This is a genomic window from Microcystis sp. LE18-22.4A, from assembly GCF_027531105.1.
Lineage (GTDB): Bacteria > Cyanobacteriota > Cyanobacteriia > Cyanobacteriales > Microcystaceae > Microcystis > Microcystis aeruginosa.
Genome location: NZ_JAPZRB010000319.1, coordinates 1 through 7,694 on the forward strand (window position 1 = coordinate 1; position 7,694 = coordinate 7,694).

Genomic DNA, 7,694 nt, shown 5'->3' on the forward strand with positions numbered 1-7,694 from the left:
GTTCGATACCTTGTTCAATACCTAGTTCAATACCTTGACGCATCCAACTGGTAGTAATTTGCATAACTCCCTCCTGTACGGGTTGACTAAATGTGCTAATCTCTTGTTGAAATTGTATCTCTTCGACCGGATTTAGATTGAGATAAGTATCAATAAATCCAGAAATTAATTGCATTCTCGCCGCATCTAGCCGTAAAGTTATTAACAAGCGCAGACATTCCGCCTTAACTTTTGCTCGCTCTTTGTCGGCAATGTTCATCTTAGCCATCAAAGCCGAAGCAACTGGATTCGGCTGATTGAGAAAATCTCGCCAATTTAATCGATTTAATTGCACGACTTGATAGTTAAATTCTAAAACCTTGAAATCGGGAAAATCGACTACATATTGACTAATCGCTGCTCTTTTTGGCTTTGAATAAGAAAAAATTACAATGGGATAAATCGGTAAGACAAATTTCTCATGAAAGCGAGCAAAATAAGTAAACATTCGCCGGTTAAACCACTGGCGGGAACTTTCCTGCGCCTCCAGATGAATCAGAAAAAAAGATTCTTTTCCGCGAAACTTAACTTGTGCGACTAAATCGCTTTCATGCCTTTCTCCTTCCGTGACATCGGTAAATACTTCTTTGTCTAAAAAAGTAATCGAGTCCCTATCTAAATAATCCATCACTTGAGGAAAAAACAACTCAATAAATTCGACAAAAAAGGTGGAGATTAACTCCTTAAATAAGCGATCATGGTCAATATTATTAGTCATGTAATATAATTTTAATGAATCTGAGCGGTGAATGACTACCAGAAAATAACAACTTTTTGATTCTAACAAGTTTAAGGTTACTTTGTCTCCTGATACTAAATCTGGTTATTAAAGACTGATTATTTATTCCCCTTTTTGCATGAGGCATGAGTAGAAAACGGGTTTCTCCGAGAAACCCGTTTTCTGTGCGTTACTCAGTAATTACTACCACAAGCTACCGTTTAGTTAATGTTAGTTTCGCTTCTTTGCGGGGGGTATGGGAGAATAAATAAAGGCAATCTCCTGACTTGAAAGAGGGTGTAGGGTGTGGGTTGTGGGGTGTAGGGAAGGAAACCTCTTTCATCTGTGGGGGTGAAAATTTTTTCATCGGGACTGAATACTGAATACTGAATACTGAATAAGTACCTAAGCAAAATTAATTACACATATCTAACCACCTCTTGCCTCTTGCCTCTTGCCTATCTTCACTAGGAAATTAATTTTGCACGACTACTTACTGACTCCTGACTCCTGATTACTGTTTACTGATAACTGATAACTGAAAAGTTTCGCTAATCTTTAGATAAATTGCCAGAAACATACCAAGTAAAACCACCGCCGATAACTGCCATAACTGCTAAAGCTAATAATACCGGTCGGAGTCCGAATTGAGTTTCAGCGATACCCGCAACAGCTAGGGGTAAAGAGAGGGCAATATTAACGGCATTGTTTTCTAAACCAAAGACTTTACCGCGCATTTCGGGGGGTGTATCTGCCTGTAGGGTAGTTTGCATGGGAACCCCGACTAAAGCGGCAAAAATCCCTAATAAAGCGGTCATAGCGAAGGCTAAAATTAAACTCTTTGTGGCTAGAGATAAACCGATTAAAGCTGCCGCCATACCCAGGGAACCCCAGAGACTTAATTGGGTGTGGGAGAATTTTTGGCCCCAATAACCCAAAGTAATCGCACTAACTGCCATTCCTGCACCACAGGAGGCTAATAAAAAGCCGAATTGAGAGGCTTTTAACCCGGGTAGTTTTTCCGCCATACTAACAGCTAATACTGATAGGGCAGCAAAAATACAGAATAAGATGACTAATTGAATCAGGGCGTTACGAACTTTATGATTTTTGTTGAGGTAACGAATGCCGTCGCGGATATCTTCCCAAACATGGGGCTGTTCTGCGGTAGGAATGACATATTTTTCGTTAGTTCGCAGGATAATTAGAATTAAACCAGCAATTATATAAAAAGCACCGACAATCATCACTTTGCCAATATCAAATTGTCCGGCTCTCGTGCCGAAAATGCTATCGGCAAAAGCTAATAGAGGTTCACCGATGGCAAAACCGATAATTAATACCGCCATGGTGGTTAAAGTGTTGAGGGAATTAGCGGGTAGAAGATGACGACGTTTTACCACTAATGGCAGGGTAGATTGTTCGGCGGGGGCAAAAAATTGGGTTAAGGTGGAGACAAGAAAAGTAATGACTAACAACAGGAAAAAACCGAAGGGTAAGTTAAATTCTCCTTGTAGCCGGTAATGCCAATTTCTTAAACCGTCAGGCAACCAACCGAGGGGAACGGCTAAAGTTTGCTCGCGCACTAACCATAATAATAGGGGAATGAGGAGGACAAAAGCCCCCCGTAAAAGGTTAGAAATAACCAAAACTTGTTTTTTTAACCATCTATCAACATATACACCCGCCACCGAACCCACTAACACCGCCGGAATTGTATTAGCAATCATTATCGCCGATACCCAGCCACTAATCGACTGATCGGCTTCTTGGTAATGGGTGGCAATTAGGGATATCATCAGGACTAAATAGAATTTATCCGCTAATTGGGAAAAAATTCCCCCCGCCCAGAGAATGAGAAAGCGCGGGTTTTTTAGCACTGGGGCAAAACCCTGACTAGGATTGGATTTGGGCGCACGTTTAGGCAAGCGGTTCATGGTTTCTGCGTCGGATTGCCTCGGTGAGGAATCGGAAGAATTAAAAATAGGAGTGGAGGAGTCGCTAGGAATTGCGTCGCTAGTTTCTGAGTCAAACAGTTGCATTATGATGATTTTTGCTATCTGTTTAAAATTCTAAGGGAGATAAACCCTCAACTAATGCCGAGGAGCGAAAAGTTTTTCCCAGATGATATTGAGTATAGCGGCGCAGCAGGCGATCGAGGTTAATCCAAGCTAGTTCTGAGGTAAGGTTTTCTTCTGGGGGAAAATCGGTTTTTCCTAGGCATTGCAGTAATTGCAGTTCTTGCAACGTCAGTTTACTATCGATTTTGGGCGGGTTGATTGTTTCTGTGAGGGCAGCTAGATCTATTATTCCCCCTGCCTCGAAACTAAATCCTAGGCAATTGTCCCCAATTAAAGCTTTTCCCGTCAACAGGCAGTTATGGACTTGCGGCACTAAACCGGCAATTATTAAGAAATGAAAAATTGCTTGACAAAGGTAGGGAAGTATGTATTGATTTTCGTCGAGGACTTCAATTCTGGCCAGATGGCTGCAGATTAATTCGTATAATTCCCTCTGGGGTTGTTCGCTCAGTGCGATCGCCAAAACCAGTTCACAGAGGTATTGACTAACGGTGAGTTTGGCGAGATTTTGACTTAATTTGGGATAAGATTCGATAGTTTCAGCTTGAACGACCTTATCTAGGGATTTTCCTGCGACTATTAACAGATTATTGACCACAAATAGTTCGCTTCTACCCCGCAGGGAAGATTTATACTTGCGCGCACCGGGAGCGATGGCTCTAATTAAACCATATTCGGCGGTCAAAATAGTTAAGAGGCGATCGGCTTCTCCGAAGGCCATTCCTTGCAGATTGATTCCAGTAGCTTGATAGGTACGAGACATCATTTAATAATTAGGGTTTGCCGAACAAGTTTGTTGGTGGGGACAGGGTGCGGGGTGTGGGGTGTAGGGTGTAGGGTTTTACCGATTTTGAGGGGGTCAATTACCTAATTTTCAGGGAAAAAGTCCCTGAATTTTCCCCCCGATCACTCCCATACCTGGTACTTTTTGATTGACAAAAGGTCTAAAAGTCTTACCCAACAAGGTTTTGAGATTTTTTCGGCAACCCTAGCTAATTGTCTTCCCAAAAAGACTTGAGCTAATCACCAGGCAAAAGGGAAACTATGGAGGTTAGCGGACTCGAACCGCTGACATCCTGCTTGCAAAGCAGGCGCTCTACCAACTGAGCTAAACCCCCGATCTGGTTTTTGAGACACTCTCGTTATTATAACCTATAGTGAAAAATATTACAAGTTAATTTTTCCCTTTGCTTGCCATGTCTTATCTAGTCGCCACTTTTTACCAGTTTGTGGCTTTGTCAGATTATCGTCAAAAACAGCCAGAAATACAAAAATACTGCCAAGAAAGAGGAATTAAAGGAACTATTCTTCTGGCAGCCGAGGGGATTAACGCAACGATCGCCGGGAACAGTCAAGCGATCGCCGAGGTGATTAGTTGGTTAAAAACCGATACTCGTTTAGCTAATCTAGAGGTGAAAGAGTCTGTTTGTGATTATTTGCCCTTTCAACGCTTAAAAATTCGCTTAAAAAAGGAAATTGTGACTTTTGGTCAACCCAAGGCTAATCCTCTCGAAAAAACAGGAATTCATCTCAAAACTGAAGAGTGGAACCAATTGCTGAAAGAGCCGGACGTGGTAGTGATCGATACTCGTAATAATTATGAAGTGGCGCTCGGTACTTTTGCAGGAGCGCTTAACCCAGAAATCCAGCATTTTCGCCAATTTCCTGAGTATATTCACGACAATTTTGATCCTATTAACAATAAAAAAATAGCTCTTTTTTGTACGGGGGGAATTCGCTGTGAAAAGGCGGCAGCTTTTTTATTAAATCAAGGCTTTTCTCAAGTTTATCAGCTAGAGGGAGGTATTTTGAAATACTTAGAAGAAGTTAGTCCCGATCAGAGTCTTTGGCAAGGAGAATGTTTTGTTTTCGATCAAAGAGTGGCCCTAACAGCTAATTTAGAGGTAGGACATTATGAAATGTGTCCCGCTTGCGGTCATCCCATCGATGAAAAAGATAAACAATCCCCCAATTACCAAGCAGGAATATCTTGTCCCTATTGTAGTTGATTTTATCCTATCGTCCTGCTCCCATCTCCCTACTTTTCTAGGTTCTGGTTACTTTTTTTTGCGGATTTGTGTACCAGAAATCATGTCATGAAGGGCGCGTTTTTTCTTTGTCCAGGCTGCCAGTAAAAAGCCCAAATATAAGGGAGCAGTGGAGATAAATTTTAGTAAGTAGCGGCGATTGGCTCTCGCAAAAGATATGCGTCTTCCTTCGCTATCGGTGACGGATAAATCAAAAAACATTTTACCAATAGTGGCTTTAAAAAGATATTCTAAGAAAACATAATATAACCATTTAATCACTATTCCTAAACCGAGAGCGGTCAGGATGGCAATATGCTCGTGAGTAAAGTTAATTTTGGCTTGAATATTATAGATAATTGCCGCTATAAATAAAGCAAAACCAAAAATTGTTGTTCCAGCTGCACTTAATCCTGCTGCGTAGTAAACCCAGATTTCTTTGGCTATATCAAAATCAAGGTTTAAATCTTGAAAAGTTGACCATTGTTGTAAGCGAAAACAGATATAACCACCTAATAAAGCGGCGATAAGAAGAACGATAAAAGAATCAATTAAAGAGGCTTTTAACCGGAGCCAAAACCCAGCATAACTGGGAGAAATTGCAGCGAGTAAAGAAATAAGTGCAGGATTGGGAATAGGAATAATTTTAGGTTTTTCAAGAGAAGAATTTTTAGTTTTTTTAGTTTTTTTAGTTTTTTTAGTTTGATGGGGATTGGCTTTAATATCAGTAATAATTTTTAGCAAAGTTTTGGTGTCTTTAGGTCGATCAATAGGTTTTTCTGCCATTAAATTATCGATAAAATCTGCTAATCGAGAAGGGATATTTGGGGCATATTTACGCCAGTTAAATTCATTGGTATTAATATTATAAATTTTCGGGTCACTGGGTTCTTTACCGGTTAACAAAAAGACGAAAGTTTTGCCCAAAGCATAAAAGTCTGACTGGGGGACAGAGTGACCGCGAGATTGTTCGGGAGGAGCATATCCAGGGGTATAAATTCCTGTATTTTTACCTCCTGCTAGGACGGTTTTAGTCACTTGTCGCGCCGCTCCAAAATCAATTAAAACTAATTGACCATCGGGTTTTAAGATAATATTAGAGGGTTTGATGTCGCGATGATAGAATTTATGTTTATGAACTTCGTAGAGAATATTAGCTAACTGAGTTAACCAATCACAAGCGAGATTATAATCAATCGGTTTAAATCCTCTTTGTTTTTGATATTCTTCTAAGTCAATACCAGCAATTTTCTCCATGACTAAACAGTGTAAAGCAGTTTGACTCTCCCGGGGATGATAAATAAAATAGTTTTCTCCTTTGGGAATACCGGGGTGATTTAATTGTTTTAAAAGATTGGCTTCCTGTTGAAATAAATCAATAGCTTTGCTGGAATCGTAGGTAAGAACTTTTAATACTTTGGGTATTTTATGTTCATCTATCACTTCATAGGTATTACCAAATCCACCTTTGGCACTCAATAAATTTGTGACTCGATATTTACCATTTAAAAGCAAGTCGGAACCACAGGATTGACAGTAACGACTCTCCGTGATACTTTTCGGTTTAGGACAATGAGGATTAATACAAAAACTCATGGATTTTATTGGTAGAGTACAAAATAAACTTGATGATTAAAATATCCCCTGATATATTTAAGGTTTATTGCCAAGAAAAAAGCCGCGCAATCCCAAAGTTACCACGGCACTTAAAAAAGCTACAATCATGGGGATAATCAGGGATTTAAACCCTTTCAAGTCAGCAATATCTTTAACTAGGATTGCATAACTATCCTCGACTTTTTCCAGTCGTTTATCCATCGCTTCGACTTTCTGATCAAGAGTTTTAATATCTCCTTTGATTTCTGTGACTTCCACCTTTAAATCATTAACATCTTTTTGGAGACTGTCAAATTTTTGATTAACATCTTTTTGGAGACTGTCAAATTTGTGATCCATATCTCTTTGGAGATTGTCGATTTTCTGATTAACATCTCTTTGGAGGGTGTCGATTTTACTCTCGATCCTTGTCAGGACAGATTCGAGAGAATAGGTAACGGTTTCGCTAGTTTGTGTCATCATTAAAAACCTCTTGAAAAAACTACTTTCTTGACATAAAAAATCAAGGTTTATTGCCAAGAAAAAAGCCGCGCAATCCCAAAGTGACCACGGCACTTAAAAAAGCTACAACCATGGGGATAATCAGAGATTTAAACCCTTTCAAGTCCGCAATATCTTTAACTAGGATTGCATAACTATCTTCGACTTTTTCCAGTCGTTTATCCATTGTTTCGACTTTCTGATCAAGAGTTTTAATATCTCCTTTGATTTCTGTGACTTCCACCTTTAAATCATTAACATCTTTTTGGAGACTGTCAAATTTTTGATTAACATCTTTTTGGAGACTGTCAAATTTTTGATTAACATCTTTTTGGAGACTGTCGATTTTCTGATCCACATCTCTTTGGAGACTGTCAAATTTTTGATCCATATCTCTTTGGAGATTGTCAAATTTTTGATCCATATCTCTTTGGAGAGAGTCAATTTTCTGATTAACATCTCTTTGGAGATTGTCGATTTTACTCTCGATCCTTGTCAGGACAGATTCGAGAGAATAGGTAACGGTTTCGCTAGTTTGTGTCATAATTAGGGTCTGCTGAAAAAGTTTTTCCTGGGGGTAGGGTGTGGGGTGTAGGGTTTTACCGATTTTCAGGTGGTCAACTACCTAATTTTCAGGGAAAAAGTACCTCAATTTTCCCCCTGATCACTCCCATGCCTGGTACTTTTTGATTGACAAAAAGTCTAAAAGTCTTACCCAACAAGGTTTTTAGA

General features: G+C 39.6%; 7 protein-coding genes, 1 tRNA gene and 1 pseudogene. 2 read left to right on the top strand and 7 right to left on the bottom strand.

What is annotated here, in order from left to right; translation table 11 throughout:
• From O9295_RS14215 to recO, 3 genes are all read right to left on the bottom strand, one after another.
• Positions 1-757: RpnC/YadD family protein (locus tag O9295_RS14215; protein WP_288033447.1), on the bottom strand; the 757-nt coding region annotated here is incomplete at its 3' end.
• A 551-nt stretch (positions 758-1,308) separates the two neighbouring features.
• The gene (locus O9295_RS14220; RefSeq protein WP_288033449.1) at positions 1,309-2,799 is read right to left on the bottom strand and encodes an MFS transporter; all 1,491 of its coding nucleotides are present in this window, start codon (positions 2,797-2,799) and stop codon (positions 1,309-1,311) included.
• A gap of 22 nt (positions 2,800-2,821) precedes the next feature.
• Positions 2,822-3,604 (bottom strand): DNA repair protein RecO, encoded by a 783-nt coding sequence (gene recO / locus O9295_RS14225; protein WP_002763897.1) that lies wholly within the window; start codon positions 3,602-3,604, stop codon positions 2,822-2,824.
• Positions 3,605-3,655: 51 nt separating this feature from the next.
• Here recO and O9295_RS14230 point away from each other — a divergent pair.
• A pseudogene (locus tag O9295_RS14230) lies at positions 3,656-3,856 on the top strand (hypothetical protein).
• A gap of 27 nt (positions 3,857-3,883) precedes the next feature.
• Here the strand turns inward: O9295_RS14230 and O9295_RS14235 are convergent.
• Positions 3,884-3,956 (bottom strand) — tRNA-Ala (locus O9295_RS14235).
• Between the two features lie 78 nt (positions 3,957-4,034).
• Between O9295_RS14235 and trhO the strand changes: the two genes are divergently transcribed.
• Positions 4,035-4,847 carry an oxygen-dependent tRNA uridine(34) hydroxylase TrhO gene (trhO, locus tag O9295_RS14240; RefSeq protein WP_288033451.1) on the top strand — a complete coding sequence of 271 codons (813 nt, stop codon included), beginning with the start codon at positions 4,035-4,037 and terminating at the stop codon, positions 4,845-4,847.
• A gap of 48 nt (positions 4,848-4,895) precedes the next feature.
• Here trhO and O9295_RS14245 read toward each other — a convergent pair whose 3' ends face one another.
• From O9295_RS14245 to O9295_RS14255, 3 genes are read right to left on the bottom strand one after another with little or no spacing between them, the layout of a single operon-like run.
• Positions 4,896-6,461 (bottom strand): protein kinase domain-containing protein, encoded by a 1,566-nt coding sequence (locus tag O9295_RS14245; protein WP_288033453.1) that lies wholly within the window; start codon positions 6,459-6,461, stop codon positions 4,896-4,898.
• A 57-nt stretch (positions 6,462-6,518) separates the two neighbouring features.
• The gene (locus tag O9295_RS14250) at positions 6,519-6,941 is read right to left on the bottom strand and encodes a polyhedral envelope domain-containing protein (protein WP_147072240.1); all 423 of its coding nucleotides are present in this window, start codon (positions 6,939-6,941) and stop codon (positions 6,519-6,521) included.
• A gap of 43 nt (positions 6,942-6,984) precedes the next feature.
• Positions 6,985-7,506 carry a DNA recombination RmuC family protein gene (locus O9295_RS14255; protein ID WP_041804724.1) on the bottom strand — a complete coding sequence of 174 codons (522 nt, stop codon included), beginning with the start codon at positions 7,504-7,506 and terminating at the stop codon, positions 6,985-6,987.
• Positions 7,507-7,694: the final 188 nt, after the last annotated feature.